This is a genomic window from Ensifer oleiphilus, from assembly GCF_013371465.1.
GTDB classification, from domain to species: Bacteria; Pseudomonadota; Alphaproteobacteria; order Rhizobiales; family Rhizobiaceae; genus Ensifer; species Ensifer oleiphilus.
On sequence record NZ_JABWDU010000005.1, the window covers coordinates 187,639 to 211,675 of the forward strand.

General features: G+C 60.7%; 23 protein-coding genes and 1 tRNA gene. 18 read left to right on the forward strand and 6 right to left on the reverse strand.

All coding sequences use genetic code 11. From position 1 onward, the window contains the following. Positions 1–57 precede the first annotated feature (57 nt). The 9 genes from HT585_RS20460 (at position 58) to HT585_RS20500 (ending at position 8,574) form a co-directional block, all read left to right on the forward strand. Complete coding sequence (locus HT585_RS20460; protein ID WP_176354689.1) at positions 58–1,170, forward strand: ABC transporter ATP-binding protein; 1,113 nt, start codon at positions 58–60, stop codon at positions 1,168–1,170. A gap of 95 nt (positions 1,171–1,265) precedes the next feature. Continuing rightward, complete coding sequence (locus HT585_RS20465; protein WP_025426854.1) at positions 1,266–1,472, forward strand: twin-arginine translocase TatA/TatE family subunit; 207 nt, start codon at positions 1,266–1,268, stop codon at positions 1,470–1,472. Positions 1,473–1,546: 74 nt separating this feature from the next. Next, on the forward strand, positions 1,547–2,230 hold the full coding sequence (tatB, locus tag HT585_RS20470) for a Sec-independent protein translocase protein TatB (protein ID WP_176354690.1): 684 nt from the start codon (positions 1,547–1,549) through the stop codon (positions 2,228–2,230). Then, positions 2,227–3,069: a twin-arginine translocase subunit TatC gene (gene tatC, locus HT585_RS20475; RefSeq protein ID WP_176354691.1), complete on the forward strand. Its 843-nt coding sequence runs from the start codon at positions 2,227–2,229 to the stop codon at positions 3,067–3,069. The genes tatB and tatC overlap by 4 nt, the downstream gene beginning before the upstream one ends. Before the next feature lie 47 nt (positions 3,070–3,116). After that, positions 3,117–4,400 carry a serine--tRNA ligase gene (serS, locus tag HT585_RS20480; RefSeq protein ID WP_176354692.1) on the forward strand — a complete coding sequence of 428 codons (1,284 nt, stop codon included), beginning with the start codon at positions 3,117–3,119 and terminating at the stop codon, positions 4,398–4,400. Positions 4,401–4,416: 16 nt separating this feature from the next. Beyond that, complete coding sequence (surE, locus tag HT585_RS20485) at positions 4,417–5,187, forward strand: 5'/3'-nucleotidase SurE (protein WP_176354693.1); 771 nt, start codon at positions 4,417–4,419, stop codon at positions 5,185–5,187. Further along, entirely contained in the window at positions 5,184–5,837 is a 654-nt protein-coding gene (locus HT585_RS20490) for a protein-L-isoaspartate(D-aspartate) O-methyltransferase (protein ID WP_176354694.1), read from the forward strand. The genes surE and HT585_RS20490 overlap by 4 nt, the downstream gene beginning before the upstream one ends. 386 nt (positions 5,838–6,223) lie before the next feature. Then, a complete protein-coding gene (locus HT585_RS20495; protein ID WP_176354695.1) occupies positions 6,224–6,868 on the forward strand; it encodes a biotin biosynthesis protein BioC in 645 nt (214 codons plus the stop codon). A 152-nt stretch (positions 6,869–7,020) separates the two neighbouring features. Beyond that, positions 7,021–8,574, forward strand: coding sequence for a peptidoglycan DD-metalloendopeptidase family protein (locus HT585_RS20500; protein WP_176354696.1), 1,554 nt, complete (start codon positions 7,021–7,023; stop codon positions 8,572–8,574). A 5-nt stretch (positions 8,575–8,579) separates the two neighbouring features. On the opposite strand, the gene HT585_RS20505 is transcribed toward HT585_RS20500, so the two are convergent. Continuing rightward, positions 8,580–9,449, reverse strand: a complete 870-nt coding sequence (locus tag HT585_RS20505; protein ID WP_176354697.1) for an ATP-binding protein — start codon at positions 9,447–9,449, stop codon at positions 8,580–8,582. Between the two features lie 239 nt (positions 9,450–9,688). Here HT585_RS20505 and yajC point away from each other — a divergent pair, with 239 nt between their 5' ends. The 5 genes from yajC (at position 9,689) to HT585_RS20530 (ending at position 14,474) form a co-directional block, all read left to right on the forward strand. Beyond that, positions 9,689–10,024 (forward strand): preprotein translocase subunit YajC, encoded by a 336-nt coding sequence (gene yajC, locus HT585_RS20510; protein WP_176354698.1) that lies wholly within the window; start codon positions 9,689–9,691, stop codon positions 10,022–10,024. 49 nt (positions 10,025–10,073) lie between these two features. After that, positions 10,074–12,644, forward strand: coding sequence for a protein translocase subunit SecDF (gene secDF, locus HT585_RS20515; RefSeq protein ID WP_176354699.1), 2,571 nt, complete (start codon positions 10,074–10,076; stop codon positions 12,642–12,644). Between the two features lies 1 nt (position 12,645). Beyond that, positions 12,646–13,032: an Mth938-like domain-containing protein gene (locus tag HT585_RS20520; protein WP_176354700.1), complete on the forward strand. Its 387-nt coding sequence runs from the start codon at positions 12,646–12,648 to the stop codon at positions 13,030–13,032. Positions 13,033–13,053: 21 nt separating this feature from the next. Continuing rightward, positions 13,054–13,896: a squalene/phytoene synthase family protein gene (locus HT585_RS20525; RefSeq protein WP_176354701.1), complete on the forward strand. Its 843-nt coding sequence runs from the start codon at positions 13,054–13,056 to the stop codon at positions 13,894–13,896. 110 nt (positions 13,897–14,006) lie between these two features. Further along, the gene (locus HT585_RS20530; RefSeq protein WP_176354702.1) at positions 14,007–14,474 is read left to right on the forward strand and encodes a hypothetical protein; all 468 of its coding nucleotides are present in this window, start codon (positions 14,007–14,009) and stop codon (positions 14,472–14,474) included. A 116-nt stretch (positions 14,475–14,590) separates the two neighbouring features. Here the strand turns inward: HT585_RS20530 and trmFO are convergent, their stop codons facing one another. The 3 genes from trmFO to HT585_RS20545 all read right to left on the reverse strand — a co-directional run bounded on the left by trmFO (position 14,591) and on the right by HT585_RS20545 (position 16,842). After that, a complete protein-coding gene (trmFO, locus tag HT585_RS20535; RefSeq protein ID WP_176354703.1) occupies positions 14,591–16,003 on the reverse strand; it encodes a methylenetetrahydrofolate--tRNA-(uracil(54)-C(5))-methyltransferase (FADH(2)-oxidizing) TrmFO in 1,413 nt (470 codons plus the stop codon). Positions 16,004–16,112: 109 nt separating this feature from the next. Further along, on the reverse strand, positions 16,113–16,256 hold the full coding sequence (locus HT585_RS20540) for a DUF1127 domain-containing protein (RefSeq protein WP_065781539.1): 144 nt from the start codon (positions 16,254–16,256) through the stop codon (positions 16,113–16,115). Between the two features lie 442 nt (positions 16,257–16,698). Continuing rightward, positions 16,699–16,842: a DUF1127 domain-containing protein gene (locus HT585_RS20545; protein ID WP_065781538.1), complete on the reverse strand. Its 144-nt coding sequence runs from the start codon at positions 16,840–16,842 to the stop codon at positions 16,699–16,701. 937 nt (positions 16,843–17,779) lie between these two features. On the opposite strand from HT585_RS20545, the gene HT585_RS20550 reads away from it, so the two are divergent. The 4 genes from HT585_RS20550 (at position 17,780) to tig (ending at position 21,407) form a co-directional block, all read left to right on the forward strand. Then, a complete protein-coding gene (locus tag HT585_RS20550) occupies positions 17,780–18,889 on the forward strand; it encodes a DUF2157 domain-containing protein (RefSeq protein WP_176354704.1) in 1,110 nt (369 codons plus the stop codon). After that, positions 18,886–19,479 (forward strand): GDYXXLXY domain-containing protein, encoded by a 594-nt coding sequence (locus tag HT585_RS20555; RefSeq protein WP_176354705.1) that lies wholly within the window; start codon positions 18,886–18,888, stop codon positions 19,477–19,479. Before HT585_RS20550 ends, HT585_RS20555 begins: the two co-directional genes overlap by 4 nt. 185 nt (positions 19,480–19,664) lie before the next feature. Beyond that, positions 19,665–19,749: transfer RNA gene (locus HT585_RS20560), tRNA-Leu, on the forward strand. A 179-nt stretch (positions 19,750–19,928) separates the two neighbouring features. Further along, the gene (gene tig / locus HT585_RS20565; RefSeq protein ID WP_176354706.1) at positions 19,929–21,407 is read left to right on the forward strand and encodes a trigger factor; all 1,479 of its coding nucleotides are present in this window, start codon (positions 19,929–19,931) and stop codon (positions 21,405–21,407) included. A gap of 103 nt (positions 21,408–21,510) precedes the next feature. Here tig and HT585_RS20570 read toward each other — a convergent pair whose 3' ends face one another. Together HT585_RS20570 and sthA are read right to left on the reverse strand one after the other, a co-directional pair. Continuing rightward, the gene (locus HT585_RS20570) at positions 21,511–22,320 is read right to left on the reverse strand and encodes an endonuclease/exonuclease/phosphatase family protein (protein WP_176354707.1); all 810 of its coding nucleotides are present in this window, start codon (positions 22,318–22,320) and stop codon (positions 21,511–21,513) included. Positions 22,321–22,507: 187 nt separating this feature from the next. Then, positions 22,508–23,914 carry a Si-specific NAD(P)(+) transhydrogenase gene (sthA, locus tag HT585_RS20575; protein ID WP_176354708.1) on the reverse strand — a complete coding sequence of 469 codons (1,407 nt, stop codon included), beginning with the start codon at positions 23,912–23,914 and terminating at the stop codon, positions 22,508–22,510. Positions 23,915–24,037: the final 123 nt, after the last annotated feature.

The window sequence follows — 24,037 nt, forward strand, 5'->3', positions numbered from 1 at the left end:
TCGAGCCTGCACCCGGCATGGTCGCTGCGGTGCCACCGGTGTCAAGGAATACGCAGCATGGTTTCAGATACGCAGCACGTGCCCGTCATGGCAACGCGACGGACGGCGGGCGTATCTTTCGCGGCGAGCCTGACATTCGAGGATATCCACCACAGCTATCATTCCAAGGAAACGATCAAGGGCGTCAGCTTGGCGGCAAAGGCCGGCGAGGTCCTATGCCTGCTCGGTCCCTCCGGTTCCGGCAAGACGACGCTGTTGCGGATTGCTGCCGGGATCGAGATGCAAAGCGCCGGACGTCTCCTGCTCAACGGGCAGGAGATTTCCGGCCCATCAGTTTTCCTGCCACCGGAAAAGCGTGGTGTCGGACTGATGTTCCAGGACTTCGCGCTGTTTCCCCACATGACCATCCGCGACAACGTTCGCTTTGGGCTGACCGCTCTCCCCAAGAGAGAGGCGTTGATCCAGGCCGATGCGGCGCTGGAGCGGGTGGGCTTGTCGCATTATGCCGACCGTTATCCCCATGTGCTTTCAGGCGGCGAGCAGCAGCGCGTCGCCCTTGCCCGCGCGCTCGCACCACGGCCGGCCGTGCTGTTGATGGACGAACCGTTTTCTGGGCTCGACTCGCGGCTCAAGGATTCGATCCGCGCCGATACGCTTGCCATCCTGCGCGAGACCCGAGCCACCGCGATCGTCGTCACGCATGATGCAGAGGAAGCGATGCGCATGGCCGACCGGATCGCTCTGCTCAAGGATGGACGCCTGGTCCAGGTCGGTACCGCCGACGAGCTTTATCGCAAGCCACGAGACCTTTTTGCCGCCGGTTTCTTCTCTGAAATCAATGTGTTCGACGCGCAAGTTCGCGACGGTCGCGTCGACACGCCGCTTGGTGGCGTGGATGCCGGCAAGTATCGCGACGGGCAGGTTCTGTCCGTAGCGGTGCGACTTTCGGGCCTGCATGTCGGCGAGCACGAGGGCGATATACAGGCACGGATCGTGTCGCGTCGTTTCATCGGCGTCGTCGAGTTGCTGGAGTTGGCTGTGCCGGGCTGCGACGGGACAGTGCGCGCTCGCATCCGGGCGGACCAATTGCCGCAAGGATTGCGCGATGTAATGCTTTCAGTTAACGAGCGGGATATATTGCTGTTTGAAAAAGATGTTCCGACATCTTAGGGTCTTTGACGAAATGAAGCTGCGCTGGTGGCGCGCCTGAAAATTGACACGCGAATAGGGCCTGAATTCGGGGAAGGCTCAGAGGGAGTAAACGCATGGGTTCCTTTAGTATCTGGCACTGGCTGATCGTTCTGGTCGTGGTGTTGTTGTTGTTCGGCCGCGGCAAGATTCCGGAACTGATGGGCGACGTTGCCAAGGGCATCAAGAGCTTCAAGAAGGGCATGAACGACGATGACGTCGCCTCTGCCGACAAGCCGCTCGACGGCAAGACTGTCGATCACAAGTCAGACGAAGTTCGCTAGAGATCGAGCACCGATAGGGCCGGGCTGGGATTTCATCCCGGCCGGTCGAACCATGGGTTTGCAGGACATATCGAATGCTTGATATCGGCTGGACCGAGCTAGTCGTCATTGCCATCGTACTGATCGTTGTTGTCGGACCGAAGGACTTGCCGCCGATGTTGCGAGCCTTTGGCCGCATGACGTCGAAGCTGCGCGGCATGGCGTCGGACTTCCGCCAGCAGTTCGATGAGGCGCTGCGTGAGGCGGACCTCGAAGATGTCCGCAAGACGATCAGCGACGCCCAAAGCCTCAATCCGGCAAATGCCCTGCGCGATGCCATGAACCCGCTGCGCCAGATCGGCAACGAGATCAAATCCGATCTCCAGAAGGCCGCATCGCCTGACAAGCCCGCCGTATCCTCTCCGGAGCCGACGGCCACGACGGTAGAGCCCGTGAGTGCTCCCGTAGTCGCTCCACTTGAGCCAAGGCCGGCAGATAGTGTTGCAGCCGCCGCGATCGGTTCTGCCAGCCGGCAGATGCAACGCGCCGAAGCGGCCGAGCCGTTAGCAAAGCCGAAGCGGACACCGAAGGCAAAGGCTGACACGGCATCCACGCCAAAGAAGGCTCCCGCCACTAAGGTTGCAGCAGCGGAGGTGGCGCCCTCCAAGGCTGCCGCAAAGAAGCCGGCGGTCAAGAAGCCGAGCAAGGCCGCAGTCGAGGCGCCGAAAGAAAAGACACAAAAGACACGCGCGGCAACGCGCAAGAAAGGTGACGCATGAGCGGCGATATCGAGGATCGGCCGCAGCCGCTGATCGAGCACTTAATCGAGCTCAGAAAGCGGCTGATGTGGGCCGTCGGCGCGTTTTTCATCGCCTTTCTCGTCTGCTTCTATTTTGCCAAGGGTCTGTTCAACCTGCTGGTTCTGCCGTTCAAGTGGGCTGTTGCCTGGGCAGGGATGGATCAACGCAATGTCGAACTGATCTATACCGCGCCGCAGGAGTTCTTCTTCACCCAGATCAAGGTGGCGATGTTCGGCGCCCTGGTGATCGCCTTTCCGGTCATCGCGTCGCAGATCTACAAGTTCGTTGCTCCTGGGCTCTACAAGAACGAGCGCGCGGCATTTCTTCCGTTCCTGATCGCTTCGCCGCTTCTGTTCCTGCTTGGCGGCGCGCTGGTCTATTTCTTCTTCACGCCGATGGTCATGTGGTTCTTCCTGGCGATGGAGCAGGGCGCTGACGAAGGCCATGTTGCCATTCAGCTTCTGCCCAAGGTTTCGGAATATCTGAGCCTGATCATGTCGCTGGTCTTTGCGTTCGGCCTCGTGTTCCAGCTGCCGGTCATCACCACGCTTCTGGCGCGTGTGGGATTTGTGACCGCGCAGGGGCTCGCCGAGAAACGCAAATACGCGATCGTGATCGCCTTCGTCGTCGCGGCTGTTCTGACGCCGCCGGACCCAGTCTCCCAGATCGGCCTTGCACTGCCGGCGATCCTTCTCTACGAAATTTCGATCCATATGGCGCGACTCGTCGAAAGGCGACGGGCAGCGGATGCGCTCCAGCGCGAGGCCGCCCAGTCGCAGGAAGAAACTTCCGAAGAGGTTGGCCCCGCCCAGGGCTGAGCATTCGACGGTTCCGCGCCGTGACCTTAAAAACGCGTGGAACGACAATGCTTGATATCAAATGGATCCGTGAGAATGCCGATGTGCTGGACGCCGCCCTGGCGAAGCGGGGCGCGGAACCATCGTCCGCATCGCTGATCGCCGTCGACGAACGTCGTCGCACAATCCTTCAGTCGCTGCAGGACATGCAGTCGCGCCGCAACACGGCGTCGAAGGATATCGGCGCGGCCATGGCACAGAAGAACAACGAGCTTGCCGAGAAGCTCAAAGCCGAAGTCGCCGAACTCAAGAGCTCCATGCCGGCGCTCGAGGAAGAGAGCCGACAGGTCGAAGCCGAACTGAACGACGCCCTGTCGCGCCTGCCCAACATTCCGCTCGATGATGTTCCAGTCGGTTCGGACGAGGCAGGAAACGTTGTCACGCGCGTCATCGGCGCCAAGCCGACCTGGAACCACCAGCCACGCGAACACTTCGAAGTCGGTGAGGCGCTGGGCCTGATGGATTTTGAAGGCGCTGCCCGCATTGCAGGCTCGCGCTTTACCATCCTGAAGGGGCAACTTGCCCGGCTCGAACGCGCGCTCGGCCAGTTCATGCTTGACCTGCACACACAGGAGCACGGTTACACGGAAGTGCAGCCGCCCCTCTTGGTCCGCGACGACGCGATGTATGGCACCGGACAGCTGCCGAAGTTCGCCGAAGACCTTTTCCGCACCACCGATGACCGCTGGCTGATCCCGACCGCCGAGGTGCCGCTGACCAACATCGTTCGGGAGCAGATTCTCGACGGCGAAAAACTCCCGCTGCGCTTTACTGCGCTCACGCCGTCTTTCCGTTCTGAGGCCGGTTCTTCGGGCCGCGACACGCGTGGCATGCTGCGCCAGCATCAGTTCAACAAGGTCGAACTCGTGTCGATCACCGATGCGGAGACATCCGTTGCCGAGCATGAGCGCATGACCGCCTGTGCCGAAGAGGTGTTGAAGCGCCTCGGGCTGCACTATCGCGTCATGACGCTCTGCACTGGCGACATGGGGTTTGGCGCTCGCAAGACCTATGATCTCGAAGTCTGGCTGCCGGGACAGGATACCTATCGCGAGATCTCGTCCTGCTCGGTCTGCGGCGATTTCCAGGCGCGGCGCATGAACGCGCGCTACCGCAACAAGGAAGACAAGGGCACCAAATTCGTTCACTCGCTGAACGGTTCCGGCGTCGCCGTCGGCCGGGCCTTGATTGCCGTTATCGAAAATTATCTGAACGCCGATGGATCGGTTTCGGTGCCGGATGTCCTGCTTCCCTATATGGGCGGGCTGACGCGCATCGAAAAAGCTGCCTGACGGGAAAGAAGTCGCAATGCGGATACTGCTGACAAACGATGACGGCATCCACGCCGAGGGCCTCGCGGTCCTCGAGCGGATTGCGAGGACAATCTCCGATGATGTCTGGGTGGTGGCGCCCGAAGCGGATCAGAGTGGTCTTGCCCATTCGCTGACACTGTCGGAGCCGCTGCGCTTGCGCCAAATCTCCGAGAAGCGTTTTGCACTGAGAGGCACGCCGACGGATTGCGTCATCATGGCTGTGCGCAAGGTGCTGGACCGCAAGCCGGATCTCGTGCTGTCGGGTGTCAATATCGGCGCAAACATGGCTGACGACGTCACCTATTCCGGCACCGTCGCCGGTGCGATCGAGGGAACGCTGCAGGGGATTCGCTCCATGGCGCTCAGCCAGGCCTACAGCCACGTCGTCGGCGAGGCGGTTGCCTGGGACGTCGTCGAGCGCCATGCGCCTGCGTTGATCCGAAATCTGCTGGCGGTTGACCTGCCGGATGGAACGCTGCTCAACCTCAACTTCCCGAAATGTTCTGCCGACGCTGTCGCCGGCACCGAGGTGACCTCGCAAGGCAAGCTCGATTTCGGCTTGACGATCGACGAGCGTTCCGACGGTCGTGGCTTTCCGTACTTCTGGCTGCGCTTCGGCGAGCGCTTTGGCGATTTCCGCGCCGGTACCGATATTCACGCCCTTCGGGAAAACCGGATCTCGGTGACGCCGCTGAAGCTTGATCTGACCGATTACACTGTGCAGGATCGGTTAGCGCGAGCGTTGAGCGAAGGGGCCGTCGATTGAGCGGACGTGTTTCGGAACAGGAAGGCTTTGCGGCGATGGTCCTGCGGCTTCGCGGTGAGGGCATCAGCAACCAGAGCCTGCTGAACGCGGTCGAGCAGACGCAACGCGGCCATTTCACACCTCCGCAATTCCAGGCGGACGCTTACTCCCAGCGAACGATCCCGCTCGATTGCGGTTCGTTCATGGAAGGATATGACTTCGCCGTCCGGCTGTTGCACTGCCTCAATCTCAAGTCCGGCCAGCGTATTCTGGAAGTCGGCACCGGTAGCGGCTTTACCGCCGCGGTGATGGGGCGCATTGCCGAGCGCGTGCTGACGATCGATCGCTATCAGACGCTCGTCGCCACCGCCCAGAAGAACCTGGAAAAATCAGGCGTTCGCAACGTCATCGTCCGCCAGGCCGATGGCAGCGCGGGGGTGCCGGGCGAAGGCACGTTCGACCGCATCCTGATTACCGCTGCTTTCAACAGCCTGCCGCGCATGTTCTCCGACCACCTTGTTTCCGGAGGAACGTTGGTGGTTCCCATCATGATGAGCGAAACGCATTGCCGGGTGGTTCGTGTCAGCCGCACAGGCAGCCGTTTCGACCGCGAGGATCTGTTCGACGCGCCTTACATTCCGATCGTGATGCAGCTGGCGTCTTACCTCTAAGCCGTTGACCGCGTGAGCGGATCGATGCGGCAAATTGATCGATGCGGCCAAGGGGCTGCCGGCCTCAAAGACGTTCTGCGCGCGACCCTCATCGCATTCCTGCCGGGGGATTGGCTTGCTGTGCGGCGCGGCAAGGCCACGGATTGTGATGTATCGACGAGAGCTGCGCGTTAGAGCGCGGACCGGAGATGATCGCCCTGGCGGCCTGACGCTTGGGTAGGCGATCGCTCAATCGGTCATTGGTTAACGAAATCCTAATCTCTCCAGTTTCGCGCAAGCTTCGCGCCATACGCCTGCGGCTGCACGAAAGGTTTGGCCTTGCGAGTCGCTGAATTTCTATGCGGTTCGGAAAGGTGATCTGGTCGTGCGGTTGACGGAGACGGCACATGCAGATCGCGAACAGGCTGACGGCTGCCACATCAGGCGACGGATTGGGCAATCTTGCCGGTCGTGCGGCTGGACAATCCGGTGCGGGTGGCAAGGACGAAAGTGCCGCGCAGGCCATGCAGGCCACCTTCTTCGATCCGACGCCGCGCATTTCGCTTTCCGCCGATGCGCTGCTCTACCTCAGCCAGAACAGGAAGTCCTCCGATGGGCAGCCCGCACTGACGCGCGACGAATGGAACAACCGCTTGTCGCCGCAACTTGCCTTGCGAGAGTACCAGGCCTTTGGAAAGTTTCTCGAGACTGGCGACCATCGCGGCTACTACAAGGGTTTTATCGAGTATTACGATGGCCTGCGATCGGAAGACCAGAACAGCCTGCGCTATTTCGGGACACGTGAGGCGGCTGTCGCCGGGCTACGCTCGCTCGAATACGAGCAGGCAAGTGGCCTTGAGGGCGAGACCACCTTCCAGACGCTGGTGAGTGTGCTTCTCGAGGAAGACAAGACCGCTCTGTCGGAAGTGCCGGCGGTACCGGCGGGGCGACAGATCTTTGCCTGGGATCTGACAAGCATCAGCTATGAGGACGAGCCAACCGAGCGGCGTGCCGTCTCGGAGATCGAGCGCCTTTATTCCGAACTGATCTAGGTTCACTGTGCGCTCGTTGGCGCGCCGTGCATCCGTTCTATGGTTAGCATTCTGTCAAACTAGGCCTTTGGTGGTGCCGACCTTAACCACGCGGTAACTCTAATACGCTTTAATAAACCCACATCGAGTTGCGTTCGGAGTGGGTAAGCGTCATGCGTCAGTTTGTATCTCCCAAGGTTGGAAAGTCCACGATCCGCCTGTGTGCAGCGGTCCTGCTGGCAGGTGTTGCCACCGGCTGCAGCTCCGACGCCAGCCGTTTCGACGGTTTGTTCTCGCGGTCGGACGCCTTGACCACCAACTCAATCCAGAGAAATACGACGCCGGTCCCGCGCGGCGATGTCGCGAACGGCCAGATGGCGGTCGTTTCACCGACTGACACGCGCAACTCGGCGCTCGGGCAGCCCTACCCATCGGCAAACGGCGCCTATGATCCGGTCAATACGTCATCGACGCCGATGTCAACCGCGCGTGCTGCCTCGACGCCGATGAACGTTCAGCGTTCGACGCTCGCTGATCCGACGGCAACCGCCAGCCGTGGTGTCGATCCGCAACCATTCCCGGCCGCCCGCCAGGTCGAGCAGGCGTCTGCAGCCACACGGCAGGCGTTGCCGACCGCTGTCAACGACACGGCGAGCAAGAGTGGCTGGACGACGCAGAACGCGCCTTCGGTCATGGTTCGCCAGGGTGACAGCGTTGCCATTCTCTCCAAGCGTTTCGGCGTTCCCGAAAAGGAAATCCTGAAGGCCAACGGTTTGAAGACCGCCGGCCAGGTGGAACCGGGGCAGCGCCTCGTCATCCCAACCTTCGGTGTCGCGAGCAGCGCGGCGAAGGCTGCCGCCTCCAATACGCTCACTGATGTTGACGGCAACAAGCGGCAGCCGTCGCCCTTGCCGACCGACCAGCGCGACGTCGCGATCCTGCCTGGCCAGTCGCAGTCCCGCGACAAGAGCGAAGGCAAGACCGATGTGGCTGCAGGCAAGGTCGCGTCGACGGGCGAGGGAAGTGGCGATGGTTCCTACACCGTCAAGCCGGGCGACTCGCTCAACCGCATTGCCAAGGCAACGGGTGTTTCAGTCGGGGCGCTCAAGCAGGCCAACGGCCTTACGGCAGAATCGATCCGCGTCGGCCAGACTTTGAAAGTGCCGGGTGCCGCAGGCGCTGCCACCGATCAGGTCAAGACGGCTTCCGTTCCGAAGAAGGCCGAAGGCCAAGTGGCCTCACTCGACAAGAGCAAGCCGGCTGAGTACCAGCCGCCGGTGGCCAAGCAGAGCGTATCCGAAGTCGCCAGCAAGAATCCCGACGTTGACGAGGAATCGCCGAAGTCGACGGGCATCAGCAAGTATCGCTGGCCGGTTCGCGGTGCAGTTGTTGCCGGCTATGGCGCCAATGTCGATGGCAACCGCAACGACGGCATCAATATCTCCGTGCCCGAGGGCACGCCGATCAAGGCTGCCGAAAACGGTGTGGTCATCTACTCCGGCAGCAGCCTCAAGGAATTGGGCAACGCCGTCCTCATTCGTCACGACGATGGCACTGTCACCGTCTACGGCAACGCGTCCGAACTGAAGGTCCAGCGCGGCCAGAAGGTTCAGCGCGGCCAGACCCTTGCCGCTTCCGGCATGACCGGTCGTGCAAGCCAGCCGCAGGTGCACTTCGAAGTGCGCAAGAACGCCAGCGCCGTGAACCCGGCAACCTTCCTGGAATAGGCGGCTCAGCCGTCCAACCGGTGGCGCAGGCGACCGGCCAGATCCTGAATGAACTGCCAGGCGACGCGGCCGGACCTTGCTCCCCGCGTCGTCGACCATTCCAGCGCATCGGCGTGCAAGACATCCTTCTCGACCGCAATGCCATAGTGGGCCGCATAGCCGTCGATCATCGCCAGGTAGTCGTCCTGGCTGCATTTGTGGAAACCGAGCCACAGGCCAAAACGATCCGAAAGCGACACTTTCTCCTCGACAGCCTCCGACGGGTTGATGGCGGTCGATTGTTCGTTTTCCATCATGTGTCGCGGCAGGAGATGGCGTCGGTTCGATGTTGCGTAGAGCAGCACGTTGGTGGGGCGCCCTTCGACACCGCCGTCGAGCACGGCTTTCAGCGACTTGTAGGACGTGTCGTCGTGGTCGAAGGAAAGATCGTCGCAGAAGACGATCACCGGCACCGGGGCCGTTTTCAGGATCTCCATCAATGCCGGCAGCGTGGCGATGTCCTCGCGATGAACTTCCACCAGCTTGACGGCAACGCCCGTATCGCGGGCGACCTGGGCATGCACGGATTTGACGAGCGAGGATTTTCCCATGCCGCGCGCGCCCCAGAGGAGCACGTTGTTTGCCGGATAACCTTCGGCAAAGCGCAGTGTGTTGTCGACCAGGATGTCGCGCACATGGTCGACGCCGGTGATGAGCGACAATTCGATACGGTTCGGCCTCTTGACCGGCTGCAGATGATGGCTTGCCGGTGCCCAGACGAAGCATTCGGCCGCGTCCCAATCGTTGGCAGCAGCAGCGGGGCCGGCGATGCGCTCGATCGCCGCGGAAAGCTTCTGCATTTCCTTGATGAGCACGTCGATCTTTGTTTCACCCATCGGTCCATCTCCGCTTGCTGAATCAGTCACTTGGCTTCGGTTTAACCGGGTAGCACGCAGGTTTGCGCTGGAAAAGGCCGCACCGGGCCGGAGGGGGGGTTCTCCTCTTGCGGAATTTATGTCAGAGGCACTTGAACGGATACGGGTGCCGTCGCTTTGCATTGCGGCTGCGCGCCCTTATATTCCGGCCGATTTGGCGCGGAGGAACCGCCGCATATTTTGAACTCAAGGAGTGATCGATGTTCATTACCGAAGCTTTTGCGCAGACAGCCGCCGCCCCAACGACCGGCGGTGCGGACATTCTCATGTCGATTCTGCCTTTCCTGCTGATCTTTGTCGTCATGTATTTCCTCATCATTCGTCCGCAGCGCGCTCAGATGAAGCGCCGCGAAGAACTGCTGAAGAACATCCGTCGCGGTGATCAGGTCGTGACGGGCGGCGGCATCGTCGGCAAGGTAACGAAGGTTGTCGACGACAGCGAACTGGAAGTCGAAATCGCCGAAGGCGTCAAGATCCGCGTCATTCGCGGCGGCGTATCGGAAGTTCGCGTCAAGGGCGAACCCGTAAAGGAATAATTGCAGTCCAGCCACATCCGGGAGCATCCGGGAACGGAGCGTTTGAGGCATGTCCAATTTGAAGCCGTTGAAGAGCGCTCTTGTTTGGCTGGCAGTGCTTTTGGGCATCGCTTTTGCGATGCCGAACTTCCTGACGAAGGAACAGGCTGGTGTCCTGCCTTCGTGGCTCCCGCATCGCCAGGTGGCGTTGGGGCTCGATCTCCAGGGTGGCTCCCACTTCATGTTGCAGGCATCGCGCGAGGACATCCTCGCCGAGCGGCTTGAAGCGGCGACAAATGATGTCGGCAAAGCGCTACGCGATGCCGACATCGCCTATATCGGCCTGTCGGGCGAGGGGCAGTCGATCTCGCTGCGGGTCCGTGATCGGGCCAAATTGCCGGCCGCGCGTGCCGCACTTGCTCCGCTCATGGTTCCGGTGGAAACCGGTGGACTGGTCAACGACGAAGTCACAGAACTTGCTTTCGACAGCGCCGAGGAAGACGATTTGATCCGCCTTCGCCTGAGCGACGAAGGCATCGACTACCGCATGTCGCAGGCGTTGGGACAGACGATGGATGTCGTTCGACGTCGGATCGCCGAAGTTGGCGTGGCAGAACCTCTGCTTCAGCGCCGAGGCGATGACCGGTTGATCGTTCAGGTGCCGGGTCTGGCGGATCCACAGCGCCTAAAGGATCTGCTCAGCCAGCGCGCCCGCATTTCCTTTCAGATGTTGAACGTGACCGTGCCCGTGCAGCAGGCCGTCGATGCGCAGCCGCCGGCCGGCCACGAAGTTCTGTATTCCTTCGACGATCCGCCGATCCCCTATCTCATCGAGAAAGCCCCGCTGCTGTCGGGTGAAGATTTCACCGGCGCGGAACCGCAGATCGACGCGACAAGCGCCGAGGCATCGGTTGCCATCAAGCTGACACCCGCGGCCACCGGTCGTGTCGCCGCCCTTCAGGCAAAGGGCGCCGACCAGAAGGTTGCGATCGTTCTCGACGATCAGGTCGTCGCGACACCAACGATTGGCAACGCCGTCAAGGGCGATACCGCAATCATTGCCGCCGATCTGCCGGAGGAAGGCGCCGGCGATCTCGCAGCGCTCGTGAGGACCGGACCGCTGCCGGCGACCTTGACGGTCGTTGAAGAGAGGACTGTCGGTCCAGGCGTCGGCGATGATGCGATCGGCGACGGTCTTAAGGCCGGCTTCGTCGCCGCCGTTGCCGTCGCTGCATCGATGGTCTTTTTCTACGGTGTCTTCGGCATCTTCGCCGTTGCTGCCCTGGCGGTGAACCTCATCCTGATCATCGCAGTCCTTTCAATAACCGGCGCCACGCTGACATTGCCGGGCATAGCCGCAATCATTTTGACCATTGGCGTTGCCGTCGACTCCAACGTGTTGATCTACGAGCGGATTCGCGAAGAGGCGCGGGGTGGACAGCCTCTGGTCCAATCGGTCAACAAGGGCTTTGCGCGTGCCTTCAGCAGCCTTTTCGATGCCAATTTGACGATGCTGATCGCAGGGGCGATCCTCTTCTACCTCGGGTCTGGTCCAGTGCGCGGCTTTGCTGTCACGCTGGCGATCGGTAGCTTCACGACGCTGTTTACCGCCTACACGGTCACACGCCGGATCGCCAAGGCGTGGCTGCGCGGCTGGAAGGCGCAGCATCTGCCGAAGGGTATCCGCACCGGACGCTTCAGCGATCTCGACATCCGCTTCATGGCGATCCGCAACCCTGTCTTCATCGTCATGGCGGCGCTGTCGGTTGCTTCCGTCCTGCTTCTTGGCACTCTCGGTCTCAACCTGGGTGTCGACTTCAAGGGCGGCTCGATCATCGAGCTCGAAAGCAAGGGCGGAAACGTCGATATAGCCGACCTGCGCGTGCGGCTTGACGAGTTGAACCTGGGCGAAGTGCAGGTGCAGCATCTGGGGTCGGGCAACGGCGTCCTGGTGCGCGTGCCGTCGCAGGAAGCCGGCGACAACGCCGAGCAGACGGCGATCGGCGTCATTCGGGCGGAACTCAGTGACGAGTATGCCTTCAAACGCGTCGAGGTTGTCGGACCGGTGGTGTCGGGCGAACTGACCCGTGCGGGAACGATCGGTCTTGCCGTCTCCTTCGCCGCGATCTTGCTCTATGTCTGGCTGCGTTTCGAGTGGCGCTTCGCGCTCGGCGCGATTGTCGCGACCCTGCACGATGTACTGCTGACGATCGGTTTCCTTGTGGTGACCGGCATCGAGTTCAATCTCGGCAGCATCGCCGCCGTCCTGACCATCATCGGCTATTCCCTGAACGATACCGTCGTCATCTATGACCGCATCCGCGAGAACCTCGGCCGCTACAGGAAGATGCCGCTCTCGGTGCTGATCGACGCTTCGATCAACCAGACACTGTCCCGCACGATCCTGACGGCGCTGACGACGCTGCTGGCGCTGACGGCGCTCTACCTCTTCGGTGGTGGTCTTATCCGCTCTTTCAGCGTCACCCTCTTGTTTGGCGTGATCGTCGGCACGATCTCTTCGATCTATATCGCTGGTCCGATCCTCATTCTCTTCCGAAAGCGGACGGACCATTTCCAGGGCGGGGAGAACGCCCCCGGCCCAGGCGCCGGGGCGGCGCAAACGGCAAAGGGTTCAGTCTGAAATGCCAAGGGGTATCGAGATCCGCGAAGCGCATTTTCCGGGGCGCGCCCCGATCGATGCCTATGGCAATGGCGGTTTCCGCTTTGCCGACATGTCGCACCGCGGTTCCGTGCTGATGCTGCCTTCGGGCGTCTATGCATGGGATGTTGCAGAGGGCGATCCGCTGGCGGTTGAAAAGTTCCAGCGCGTCCTGGACGAGGCGCGCGATATCGAAGTGCTGCTCGTCGGCACCGGCCGTGACATCCGCCCACTGCCGGGCGAGTTGAAGATCGCCCTGCGTGCGCTGAACATCTCGTCCGATCCGATGAGCACAGGGGCTGCCGTTAGAACCTACAATGTGATGCTGGCCGAAGCGCGCGCGGTTGCCGTCGCGCTGATTGCCGTCTGATCGCGGCCAGGGAAGACTTGCGTGCAAGAAATCGATACCCAGATCCTGAGCGACCTCAGGGACAATGACCGTGACCGCTACCTTGCCTGCCTGCTGGCGCCTGCAGCCAGTCAGTCGTCGCTTGCTGCCCTCTACGCGTTCAACGCCGAACTTGCCCGTATCCGTGAGCTGGTCCATGAGCCGATCCCGGGCGAGATTCGCATGCAATGGTGGCGGGAGTTGCTGGAAAACGAAGATGCAACAGGTGAGGGGCACCCGCTCGCGCGTGCGCTGCTCGACTGCATTCGTAAGCACCGACTTCCCATCACGGTGTTTCAGAACATGATCGACGCCCGGATCTTCGATCTCTACGATGATCCGATGGAAGACCGGGCGGCATTCGAAGGTTACGCCGGTGAGACTGCATCGGCGCTGATCCAGCTGTCCTGCCTTGTTCTTGATCCGCAAAATGCAGCGAAGTCCGCCGAGGCGGCCGGCCACGCCGGCGTCGCGCAGGCGGTGGCGGGTGTGCTGCTGCTGCTGCCGCAGCATTGCCGCCGAGGGCAGGTCTACCTACCGGCCGAGCTTCTGCGGGCAACCGGCCTCGACAGGGAAACGCTGCTCGTCGGGGAGGATCAAGAGGCGATCGGAAGGGCGGTCAGGGCGTTTGCGGGCTACGGTCGGGACCACCTAACCAAGGCGCGTGCCCGGCTCGATACGATCGCGCCCGGCAATTTCGCCGGCTTTGTTCCCCTGGCACTCGCCGAGCCGATCTTCGACCGTGCCGAGACCGTCGGCGCGGGGGTGTTGCGCGATCCGATCAGGCCGGCGCAGTGGCGTCGGCAATGGTGGATGTGGTGGGCGAGCAGGCGTAGGCGGTTCTAAGTGGCCCGAGCGGGCATCAGAGGGCGCAGCATATGGTCAAATTGGCACAAGGCTCGCACCGTATAGAGGCAGTTTATCGGCTTCTTGCCCACTGAAGGGGTGCCCGTCTGATGCTCTGGCTGCTTTTGATCATCGTCGTCATTCTTGCCGGCTCGTTCTACATGTGGATGAACGCGCGGGCGGAACGGGATTGGAATGACCCGGATGCCGGCTCGGCGATGGTCGAGTTCGGGCGGGCCTTTCCGGACGAGGCGATTCGTGCCCTTCATTCGACCGCGGACCGCAAGGCGATCTTCCTGCGACTGCATGACGGCAAGGCCGGTTTCATCCAATCACATGGAACGCATTATGTTTGCCACGTCATTCAGCCGGGCAAGGTCCGGGTCAACAGTTCCGAAAGCGGCCATGGGTTGATCGTTCATTTCCCCGATTTCGCCTATCTCGACAATGCGTTCGAATTTCATAACGCCGGTGAGGCGGCTGAAGTCTCGCTGTGGCTGCTTGGCAGCTTCAGCCCGAAATCGGAATTCGCCGTCGATGAGGCGGACGTCCCATCGCCAGCGAAAGCGGGCGAATAATGAACACCTGGCGGCAGCCATCGCTGCCGACGGTCCTGATCAGTGAAAGCCTGCGAAAGTAAGAGGCCCGCAAACCGGCGTTGATCCGGATTGCAGGCCAATTGCCTGGTGGCCGATTACCTGTTCAACCAGGCGGCACAGTCGCTCAATGCGCGCGCAGCAGTCGCCTGCTTCTTTGCCGCAGCCTTTTCCTTGCCGCGGAAACGCTTTACGCCTTCGGGCTTGGTGATGGCGCCGGGATCCAGCGGTGGGAACAGCCCGAAATTGACATTCATCGGCTGGAACGAGCGTTTGCCGGGTTCGTCGTCGGAAACGATGTGGCCGCCAGTGATATGGTTGAGCAGTGCGCCGAAGGCGGTCGTTGCCGGTGGCGCGGCCAAAGCTTCACCCTTGCGTTCCGCTGCAGCGAACCGACCGGCCAGCAGGCCGATGCTCGCACTTTCGACATAGCCTTCGCAGCCGGTGATCTGGCCGGCAAAGCGCAGACCGGGTCGCGACTTGAGCGTCAGTGTTCCGTCGAGCAATGTGGGCGAGTTGATATAGGTGTTGCGGTGCAGGCCGCCGAGGCGGGCGAATTCGGCGCTCTCGAGGCCCGGGATCATGCGGAAGACCTCCGCCTGCGCGGCGTACTTCAATTTGGTCTGAAAGCCGACCATGTTGTAGAGCGTGCCAAGCGCATTGTCCTGGCGCAGCTGGACGACGGCATAGGCCTTGACCGTCGGGTTGTGGGCGTTGGTGAGGCCCATCGGCTTCATCGGCCCGTAGCGCAGCGTCTCGCGCCCGCGCTCCGCCATCACCTCGATCGGCAGGCAGCCGTCGAAATAGGGCGTGCCTTCCCATTCCTTGAAGCCGGTCTTATCGCCGGCTACGAGCGCGTCGATGAAGGCGTTGTACTGCTCCTCGTTCATCGGGCAGTTGATATAGTCCTTGCCGGTGCCACCGGGACCCACCTTGTCGTAGCGCGATTGATACCAGCAGATGTCCATGTCGATCGTCTCGGTGTAGACGATTGGTGCGATGGCGTCGAAGAAGGCGAGCGCATCGGCGCCGGTTTCATGGCGGATCGATTCGGCAAGGTCAGGGGCAGTCAGCGGGCCGGTTGCGACGACTGCAAGGTCCCATTCTTTCGGCGGCAAGCCACGGATTTCTTCGCGCACCACGGTGATGAGCGGGTGTGCGGCAATTGCCGTGGTGACGGCATCGGAGAAGCCGTCGCGGTCAACGGCAAGCGCGCCGCCCGCCGGCACCTGGTTGGCATCGGCCGCCTTCATGATCAGCGAGCCGGCAAGACGCATTTCAGCATGCAGTACGCCGACTGCGTTGCTGGTCGCGTCGTCGGAGCGGAACGAATTCGAACAGACGAGTTCGGCAAGGCCGTCCGTCTTGTGCGCGTCGGTGCCGCGCACGCCGCGCATCTCGTGCAGCACGACCGGGACGCCAGCCTCGGCGATCTGCCAGGCGGCTTCAGACCCGGCAAGGCCGCCGCCGATGACATGGATGGGAGAATGGGAAGAGGTGTCTTTGCTCATGGCCGGTTTCCTACCATGCTCGCCCCGTCGTTCCAACCGTCGTTGCTACCGCCACAAACGAAAACGGCGCCCGAAGGCGCCGTCTTGGAAGTCTGGTCGCTCGATCCGATTAACGGAAAGAGCGCGAAGCAATGTTGCGGATATCGTAGCGGGTGATGCCGATATCATTGAGAGCGTGGTTCGACAGGTTGCCGAGCTCGCTGACGGTGCGGCGGTAGTTGATCCAGCTTTTTGCGATACGAATCGGGTTCATGACTTTTTCCTCGAAGAGCGGTTTGTCGCGACAGCCATCTGTCTGCGTCGTTGAGGTTCTTATACGCTTGTCTAATTAGAAGGTGGAGTGCAAAGAAAATGCATCTGCTATGCATTTGTGCAGTGCATCGCCACATTGCTGGGCAGGAATTGGGGCCGCTCGAAAATACGCCACTGCTTAACGATTGATTAAAAAGTGGAGGGTGTCTCGTTAAAAATCTGGAATCGTGTGATTTTTGGACTGATATCAGGGTACGTCGCCGGCACTTTTTTCGGCAAACCGCGACAAGATTGCTGGTCCAGAGCAGCTCCTGGTCTATGTTTAACCTTCGCAGTTGCGAAGAGAACTCGTTAAGCAATTCGCCAACGAAAAACGCCCCCCGGAGTGAACCGGAGGGCGTTGGTAATGTCCGGCGCGCTGCGCGAAGCAGCGCTCCTGGAGATTACTTGATGGCCTGGCGTGCAACGTATGCGATATCGCCGCGGCCGATGCCGAGGTCGCTCAGTTCACGGTCGCTCATGCGGCCGAGTTCGTTGCAGGTCTGACGATACTTGCGCCAATTGTTGAAAGAGCGTGCGAGGTTCATGATCCTATCCTTTCTAGGGTCGTTTGCCAGCGCTTATCTCTCGGCTGGCCGTCATCTGATGACCCGGAATATAATCGTTTTGAGCAGAAGTTACAGAGATAATGCTGCATCGCACCCATGCAGCACTTGCAAGCCTCGTTTCGGCCGATGCGCCGGCGTCGTGCTTCGATGGCAGCTCAGGATGCCATGCGTATGGCTGGAAACGGAGAGATGAGATGCTGGCTGAATCAAACAACGCCCGCTGGGGGAGGAGATCCAGCGAGCGTCGTTTTGTTCTGATCGGCAACTGGGAGGAGGAGTGCTGCCGATCCAAATCGAGGGGCGCTGGGAGGAGGAGTGCGCCGCCCCGATCGATGAGTTGAAGATAGTTTAGTCTGCTGAAATTGTGTAGATCAAATGCCTCATGGCACCTATGCGCAGAATGCATATCTCTAGGCGGAATCGGCAAGGAAGTGCGTAAGCATTGTGCAAATGCCTCTGTTGACGCGACAAACCGATAAGGGGAGGCTGAAACGAATAACGCCCGCTGGGGGAGGAGGTCCAGCGAGCGTCATTGAAAGTGATTGGCAACTGGGAGGAGGAGTGTTGCCAATCGTATCGGAGGGGCGCTGGGAGGAGGAGTGCGCCGCTCCGAATTCCATCGAACTTTCGTTCGGGTCTTTCCCGGTTTCCCAGGGGTGGCTGACCATCGCCGCTGGCGTCCGTTTGGCTGTTTGCCTTCGTTCGCCTCTGATGATTTGAATATAGGGTCTTTAAATCGATTTGTGCAGTGCAATATCCGCATGGAAGATATGCGCATCGTGCAAGCCATTGGATCTGGGCGGACTGAGTGTCGATCCCATCGATGGACTGGTTGTGTTTTTTCGCCATTGCGTGATTAGTTGAGCGCGATGATTTCTTGTCTTCAAGGGCAGGCGGTCGAAGGAAGTGGGGCAGCATGTATCGCGGTCGTCTGGAAAAGGACTTCAAGCATTGGGTCGGCATGGGACTTCTGCCGGAGGCGTCGGCGCGACAGATGCTGGCGGAATATGATGGTCGCGAATCCACCTTTCGAGCTGGACGCGTTCTGTTGGTGCTTGCCGCCCTCTTGCTCTCGGCTTCGATCCTGCTGCTTGTCGCCGCCAACTGGGAGGCATTGCCACGTCTTGCCCGCCTTATCGGTATCGTCGCGTTGATATGGGGGTTTCATTTTGCTGGCGCATTCCTTCTGCGGCGGGGAAATGGCGGCCTGGCTGCGGCGGCTCTGGTGCTGGCGGCGATGTCCTTTGGCGCCGGCATCGCGCTTGTCGGGCAGATGTATCATCTCTCCGGGGATGCCGCCGACGCGCTCCTGCTCTGGATCGCTGGGGCATGCGTAACTGCACTCGCCTTTCGCTCGGCCGCTGTCACGACCGTGTGCGGTGGGCTGGCCTGGGCCTATTTCCTGACGGTGCTGTCCGAAAACGGACTTGGTGAAATCGTCGAGTGGCAAACCTGGATTGTCCCGGCACTTGCCATCCTCGTGGTCATCCTAGTGCGCCTGACGGACGCCGGTCGCGCCCGTCACCTGGCTTACCTGCTGGTGGTGGCGTGGCTCATCTGGCTCTATATCGAGAATTCGTCCCTCGGTTTTGCCGGCACATTGGCTGTCGGCGGCATTGTGGCCTTCCTCGCGGCAGCCATGCCCGGTTCACCGCTTCGTCCCATGGCGCTCGAGGCCGGTTCGGCGCCGGCATTCTATTCCTTTGCCCTCGCGCTCATCGGTTTCTCTGTGTTGCAGTTTGAAGCGGTCGGGTTGTTCACGGAAGTTGCCGCCGGTGCGGCCGTGCTGATCGTCGCTCTGCTTGGGATAGCGCTCGCCGGCGCGCAGAACGGAGCCGTTCGCTATCTCGGTTATGCGGCCTTTGCCGGTGAGCTTCTCTATCTCGCTTTCGAGACGCTCGGCTCGATGCTTGGAACCTCCGGCTTCTTCCTGATTTCCGGCCTGCTGGTGGCAGTAATCGCCTGGCTGGTGATCCGGATCGAGGGCCGATTGATGCGAGCGGGACGCGAGGAGGTTTCGCCATGAATGATCTCTCCACAAAGCGCCGCTGGCTGCCGCCGCTCGTCGCCGCGCTGATCGCGGCCGTTCTGCAGACGGCAGCGCTGGGCTACATGGTCGAAAGCCGGGCATCGATCCTGAGGAACGGCAAGGAAGTCCTGCTCAAGACAGTGCCGGTCGATCCGAGAGATCTGCTGCGCGGTGACTATGTCATCCTCAGCTATGACATTTCTTCACTGCCGCCTGAACTCTTCAAGGGCGGTTTGCCGAAGGCGCCGCAGGAGGTGACGGTTTTCGTGCGCCTTGCCAAGCAGCCGGACGGCTTCTGGAGCGCATCCGAAGCATCCTTCACGGAGCTTGCGCCAACGGACGACAGCGTCGTGCTTCAATCGCAGCCCTTCACTTACTACCCTTCGTCGAGCGAAATCCCGTCACCGATCAATGTCGCCTACGGTATCGAGCGATTCTATGTTCCTGAAGGTGAGGGACGGGTGCTGGAGCAGGCGCGCAATGCCGAAGCACTTTCGGTGAACGTACGCGTCAATGATGCCGGGCGAGCGCAGATCAGGCAGATCGCAGTAGAAGGTACGCCTGTCTACGAGGAGCCGCTCTATTAGCGGCTCTCAGCGGGACCAAATCGTTCTATGTGGGTAATCGTATTTTCCCTTTGATCCCGTCAAAACGAGTGATATAGAGACGCCGCGCTCGGGAAAGCCCTGAACCTCAGCATGCCCTTTGTATCCGCGGTGTTTCCGTTGGTTGGTCTTGCGGGAATACGCTCAGTCGGTGCGATTGTCTGAACGCGGGTATGGTGAAATTGGTAGACACGCCAGATTTAGGTTCTGGTGCCGCAAGGCGTGGGAGTTCAAGTCTCTCTACCCGCACCAGGACAGTGATCGCACCAAAAGACCGGATTCTGCGTAGATGAAGGGGGCTGGAGTGCCATTTTGCTTGCAAAACGGTTACGGAACTGCGTAAAGCCACTCCCGGCAAATGGATCGGCTCACGTGCTCGCCAGACCTTTCTAAGGGGAAGAGCACAGTCAACGTGAAATGAAGGTTTGAACATGCAGGTTATCGAAACGCTCGCTCAAGGGCTGAAGCGCGAACTCAAGGTCGTTATCCCGGCCAAGGACATGGAAGCTCGGATGAACGAGCGCCTGGCCGAAGTGAAGGACCGTGTTAAGATCAACGGCTTCCGTCCGGGCAAGGTGCCGTTCGCGCATCTCAAGAAGGTCTATGGCAAGTCGATCATGGCTGATCTCGTCAACGAGATCGTCCGCGAAAAGCCGACTGAGATCCTTTCTGGCCGTGGCGAGAAGTCGGCGACCCAGCCGGAAATCGCGATGACCGAGGACGAGTCCGAAGCCGACAAGATCCTCAACGCCGAGGCTGACCTCGAGTTCACCGTCGCTTACGAAATCATCCCGGCGATCGAACTCAAGGACGTCAGCGGCATCAAGGTGACGCGCGAAGTCGTCGAGATCGCTGAAGACGAAGTCAACGAGCAGATCCTGCGTATCGCTGAAAGCGCCCGCACCTACGAGACGAAGAAGGGCAAGGCCGCCAACGGCGACCGCGTCACCATCGACTACCTCGGCAAGGTTGACGGCGAAGCCTTCGACGGCGGCAAGGACGAAGATGCTGAGCTCGTTCTCGGCTCCAACCGCTTCATCCCGGGCTTCGAAGAGCAGCTCGTCGGCGTCAAGGCTGGCGACGAAAAGACCATCACCGTGACGTTCCCGGCCGATTACCCAGCAGCGAACCTCGCTGGCAAGGAAGCCACCTTCGACATTACCGTCAAGGACGTCGCTTCGGCCCAGGACATCGAAATCAACGACGAACTGGCCACCAAGCTCGGTCTCGAATCGGCTGACAAGCTGAAGGAAATCGTTCGCGGCCAGATCGAGAGCCAGTATGGCTCGCTGACCCGCCAGAAGGTGAAGCGTCAGATCCTCGACCAGCTCGACGAACTCTACCAGTTCGACACACCGGAGCGCCTCGTCGAAGCCGAATTCGAAAACATCTGGCGCCAGATCAACACCGACCTGCAGCAGGCCGGCAAGACCTTCGCTGACGAAGAAACCACCGAAGAAGAAGCGCGCGGCGAATACCGCAAGCTCGCTGAGCGCCGCGTTCGTCTCGGCCTCGTTCTCTCGGAAATCGGCGAAAAGGCCGGCGTTCAGGTCAGCGACGACGAACTGCAGCGTTCGCTGTTCGAACAGCTCCGCCAGTTCCCGGGCCAGGAAAAGCAGATCCTAGACTACTTCAAGAACACCCCCGGCGCCGCCGCTTCGCTGCGCGCTCCGCTGTTCGAAGAGAAGGTCGTCGATCACCTGCTCTCCGAGATCTCGGTAACCGACAAGACGGTTTCCAAGGAAGAGCTGACGGCTGACGACGAAGAGACCGAAGGCAAGTCTGCCAAGAAGGCTCCGGCCAAGAAGAAGGCCGCTGCCAAGGCTGACGCTGCTGAAGGCGAAGAAGCTGCAGCTCCGAAGAAGAAGGCCCCGGCCAAGAAGAAGGCTGCTGACGACAGCGCCGAGTAATCGTTTCTTCGATTGCCTGAAAATCAGAGGCCCTGCCGTTCTACGGCAGGGCCTTTTCAATTCTGCAGATGGTTGGGCGCGGGCGGCAGAAACGCGATTTTGCCTACCGGAGATCCAGCAGCAGGGCGCGGTGATCCGAGACTTCAGGCTGTGCCACGACGTCGAAACCAACGACCTCGACATCGGGTGTCGCCAGCATGTAGTCGGCGAAGCGCCCCGGCTTTCCATAGTACGATGTACGTGTGTCGGTATGGCCGCGACCCGTCACGAGATCGGCGAGGCCGAGATTGCCAAGGATCGTGAAGGTGTCGCTATCGGGCAGAAGATTGAAATCGCCGCAGACAACCAGCCTTTCGTTGCCGGGCCACACACGACCTATCAATTGCACCAGGGCATCCGCCTGGGCCTGCCGTTCAGGCGTGTCGCCCTTGCCGTTCTCCGCCCGCAGGCCGTGCATTTGCGCGATGGTGATGGAAGAGCCGCCCTCATAGTCGAAGATCCGGAGGCAATGGGCATTCCGCGCACGCGGATGTTCGCCCCAGCCATCAGGTGAAAATTCTCCGTGGACGAAGGTGAGCGCCTGGCTAATGACCGGAAGGGATTTGCGCACGAACGTGGCCAAGCCGAACTCGGCATGAACCATGCGGTTGCCATCGTGAAGCTCGCCTCTCGACGTCGGGCAGAAATAGCCGTCGTGATCAGGCAGGGCTGCCCGTATCTCGTCAAAAAGGTTGGCACGCTGCGGCAGTTCGACGTCGCGGTCGCGGTAAAGCAACCAGTCGGACGTCGTTTCGGGTGAACGGACGACCTCCTGAAGGCACAGAACGTCGGCATTCGCCTCGACGAGATACGGGATCAGCGGTGCATGCAGCTTGCCGCCCCAGACATTGAGGGAAAGGATACGCAGTGCCATGGTCAAACACTCGCCGGAATAAGCCGCCGTGAGATGCGCTGTGCTCTCCGGCGGGGCATGAAAACCAGGATCTGGGGCCGATGTCTTGATGATGCGACCAAGCCTGCGGCCCTGAGAAGGTCAGGACTGCAAGGCTAGCTGATTCGTGGTGTTTTGTTCGAGACCGGTTGGCTGACCGCGTGGATTTTCACGCCGTCGTCTTGATCTCGCCCATGCGGTTCCAAGCGTCCAGCCCGGCGATCTTGTAGGCCTCGGCCAGCGTCGGGTAGTTGAAGGTATTCTCGACGAAGTATTCGACGGTGCCCTTGAGATTGAGCACGGCCTGGCCGATGTGAACCAGCTCTGTCGCGCCTTCGCCGATGATGTGTACGCCGAGCAGGCGGCGCGTCTTCAACGAAAATATCATCTTCAACAGCCCGGAATCGAGACCCATGATGTGACCGCGCGACGTCTCGCGGAAGCGCGCCATGCCGCATTCGTAGGGAATGCCGCGATCCTTGACCTCTTCTTCGGAAAGGCCGCAGGTGGAGATTTCCGGCACGGCGTAGATGCCGTAAGGGAAGTACTTCTGCGGCTCCATGGCGATCGCGCCAACGGCAACGCGAGCCGCGATGCGGCCCTGTTCCATTGACGTCGAGGCAAGGCTTGGAAAGCCGACCACGTCGCCGGCGGCATAGATGTTAGGCACGGAGGTCTGGAAGGTTTCCGGATTGACCTTGAGGCGCCCGCGGCTGTCGGCTTCGAGGCCCGCAGCGGAAAGATTGAGCGTGTCGGTGGCACCCATGCGGCCGGCGGCAAAGAGCACCATATCGCTCGTGATCCGGCGGCCGTTGTCGAGCGTCAGCAACACCTTGCCGTTGTCGAGCCGCTCGACGGTGTCGGCCTTCTGCCCGAGATGCAGCTTCATGTTGCGGTCGCGCAGCTGGTAGATGAAATCCTCGACGATCTCCTTGTCGATGAAGTCGAGCATTGTCGTTTTCGGGTCGATTACCGTCACTTGCGTGTCGAGCGCGCTGAAGATCGTCGCATATTCGATGCCGACGACGCCGGCGCCGATGACCACGAGCGAGCGCGGTAGCTCCGAGATGTCGAGCAGTTCGTCGCTGTCGAGCACGGTCTTGCCGTCGAAGGGCATGTAGTCCGGGCGAAACGGCTTGGTGCCGACGGCCAGCATGATGCTGGTTCCGGAAACGAGCTGGGTCTCGCCGTCATCCTTGACGACCTCGAGCGTGGTCGGGTTGACGAAGCTTGCTTTGCCGCGCATCTGCTGCACCCGGTTGCGGGCAAACTGATGTTCGAGAACTTCGACTTCGTGATTGAGCGTGATGATCAGCCGCTGGCGCAGGTCGTCCGCGCTGATCTCTTCCTTGACGCGGTAGGACCGCCCGTAAAAGCCGCGCTCGCGCCAGCCAGACAGATTAAGCGCAGTCTCGCGCAGTGTCTTCGAAGGGATCGTGCCCGTGTGGACGGAAACGCCGCCGACGCGTTTGCCCTGTTCGATGACGAGAACCTTCTTGCCGAGCTTGGCGGCCTGGATGGCGCCGCGGCGGCCTGCAGGTCCGCTTCCGACGACGATGAGATCGAACTGGTTCATGGGCATTTCCGTCAAAAAGGGAGAATCGTTGTGCGCTGCGAAAAGTGTCGCTCGCATGCGTCTATACCGTCAATCGCACAGTTTGATGAAGTGGTTTTCGACTTTGAAACCTGTTGGGTGCGA

What these genes read in the sequence shown, in the direction of transcription:
- HT585_RS20460 (WP_176354689.1), top strand. Translation starts at nt 58, where the DNA reads ATGGTTTCAGATACGCAGCACGTGCCCGTCATGGCAACGCGACGGACG.
- HT585_RS20465 (WP_025426854.1), top strand. Translation starts at nt 1,266, where the DNA reads ATGGGTTCCTTTAGTATCTGGCACTGGCTGATCGTTCTGGTCGTGGTG.
- tatB (WP_176354690.1), top strand. Translation starts at nt 1,547, where the DNA reads ATGCTTGATATCGGCTGGACCGAGCTAGTCGTCATTGCCATCGTACTG.
- tatC (WP_176354691.1), top strand. Translation starts at nt 2,227, where the DNA reads ATGAGCGGCGATATCGAGGATCGGCCGCAGCCGCTGATCGAGCACTTA.
- serS (WP_176354692.1), top strand. Translation starts at nt 3,117, where the DNA reads ATGCTTGATATCAAATGGATCCGTGAGAATGCCGATGTGCTGGACGCC.
- surE (WP_176354693.1), top strand. Translation starts at nt 4,417, where the DNA reads ATGCGGATACTGCTGACAAACGATGACGGCATCCACGCCGAGGGCCTC.
- HT585_RS20495 (WP_176354695.1), top strand. Translation starts at nt 6,224, where the DNA reads ATGCAGATCGCGAACAGGCTGACGGCTGCCACATCAGGCGACGGATTG.
- HT585_RS20500 (WP_176354696.1), top strand. Translation starts at nt 7,021, where the DNA reads ATGCGTCAGTTTGTATCTCCCAAGGTTGGAAAGTCCACGATCCGCCTG.
- HT585_RS20505 (WP_176354697.1), bottom strand. Translation starts at nt 9,449, where the DNA reads ATGGGTGAAACAAAGATCGACGTGCTCATCAAGGAAATGCAGAAGCTT.
- yajC (WP_176354698.1), top strand. Translation starts at nt 9,689, where the DNA reads ATGTTCATTACCGAAGCTTTTGCGCAGACAGCCGCCGCCCCAACGACC.
- secDF (WP_176354699.1), top strand. Translation starts at nt 10,074, where the DNA reads ATGTCCAATTTGAAGCCGTTGAAGAGCGCTCTTGTTTGGCTGGCAGTG.
- HT585_RS20520 (WP_176354700.1), top strand. Translation starts at nt 12,646, where the DNA reads ATGCCAAGGGGTATCGAGATCCGCGAAGCGCATTTTCCGGGGCGCGCC.
- HT585_RS20530 (WP_176354702.1), top strand. Translation starts at nt 14,007, where the DNA reads ATGCTCTGGCTGCTTTTGATCATCGTCGTCATTCTTGCCGGCTCGTTC.
- trmFO (WP_176354703.1), bottom strand. Translation starts at nt 16,003, where the DNA reads ATGAGCAAAGACACCTCTTCCCATTCTCCCATCCATGTCATCGGCGGC.
- HT585_RS20540 (WP_065781539.1), bottom strand. Translation starts at nt 16,256, where the DNA reads ATGAACCCGATTCGTATCGCAAAAAGCTGGATCAACTACCGCCGCACC.
- HT585_RS20545 (WP_065781538.1), bottom strand. Translation starts at nt 16,842, where the DNA reads ATGAACCTCGCACGCTCTTTCAACAATTGGCGCAAGTATCGTCAGACC.
- HT585_RS20550 (WP_176354704.1), top strand. Translation starts at nt 17,780, where the DNA reads ATGTATCGCGGTCGTCTGGAAAAGGACTTCAAGCATTGGGTCGGCATG.
- HT585_RS20555 (WP_176354705.1), top strand. Translation starts at nt 18,886, where the DNA reads ATGAATGATCTCTCCACAAAGCGCCGCTGGCTGCCGCCGCTCGTCGCC.
- tig (WP_176354706.1), top strand. Translation starts at nt 19,929, where the DNA reads ATGCAGGTTATCGAAACGCTCGCTCAAGGGCTGAAGCGCGAACTCAAG.
- HT585_RS20570 (WP_176354707.1), bottom strand. Translation starts at nt 22,320, where the DNA reads ATGGCACTGCGTATCCTTTCCCTCAATGTCTGGGGCGGCAAGCTGCAT.
- sthA (WP_176354708.1), bottom strand. Translation starts at nt 23,914, where the DNA reads ATGAACCAGTTCGATCTCATCGTCGTCGGAAGCGGACCTGCAGGCCGC.